Origin of the sequence: Shewanella decolorationis S12, assembly GCF_000485795.1 — a bacterium.
In the GTDB taxonomy this organism is placed as follows: Bacteria; Pseudomonadota; Gammaproteobacteria; order Enterobacterales; family Shewanellaceae; genus Shewanella; species Shewanella decolorationis.
In genome coordinates this window covers 1-872 of the sequence record NZ_AXZL01000035.1, presented here as the reverse complement: position 1 = coordinate 872, position 872 = coordinate 1, and the positions used below count along the sequence as shown (strand labels likewise).

The 872-nt window shown below is 50.5% G+C and carries 1 protein-coding gene; it reads left to right on the top strand.

Annotated features, from left to right (window positions below; all coding sequences use genetic code 11):
• On the top strand, positions 1–872 hold an 872-nt coding region (locus SHD_RS01425), incomplete at both ends, for an Ig-like domain-containing protein (protein WP_023265512.1).

Here is an 872-nt window from a genome sequence, read left to right as displayed (position 1 = left end):
GGCTTAGTGATTGATGCACAAGGTAACTGGAGTGTCGACCTGACCGGCACCGTGCTGCCTGACGGCACCTACCCCGTGGTCGCCACCGTCACCGACGCCGCTGGCAACAGCAAAACCGTCACCCAAGATGTGGTGATTGACACTCAATCTGCCGCAGCACCCACAGTTACTATTGATGAAGACTTAAATAACGATGGCTTCATTAATCCTGCAGAATTAACAGGACCAGTAAATATCACCGTAACTGTGGGGCTTGGCACATCGATCGGTGATCTATTAATAGTTACAGATCAGGCTGGTAACACCCTATTTAATGGGCTAGTCACTCAAGAAATTTTAAATAATGGCTTAAAACTCGGAATCATCGCTCCAGCCATCGGTACTAATCTAGTAATCACGGCAGTTGTTACAGATCAAGCAGGAAATAGCACTTCTGGACAAGATCAGGCCAGACTGACAGATTCAGCAGATGACAGCAAAACCGTCGTTGAAGACACCGTCGCCAGCGGCAACGTGTTAACTAACGATGAAGCAGGCAATACCAGCGTGGTCAGCTTCACCGTCGCCGGCAGCAGTGTGGTGCATAACGCCGGCAGCAGCGTCGTGCTGACAGGCGGCACCTTAGTGCTCAATAGCAACGGTAGCTACAGCTTTACACCTAATGCCAACTGGAACGGTGCAGTCCCGGTCATTACGTACACCACCAACACCGGTGCCACTGCGACCCTGACTATCACGGTCACGCCCGCAGATGATCCAGTGACGATCATTAATACGGTTGGACCATTAAATGTTTATGAGTCGGCTTTAGCAAATGGCACCGGTAATCCGAGTACAGGGCAAACATCTGCTCAAGGCAGCATGAGTATTAC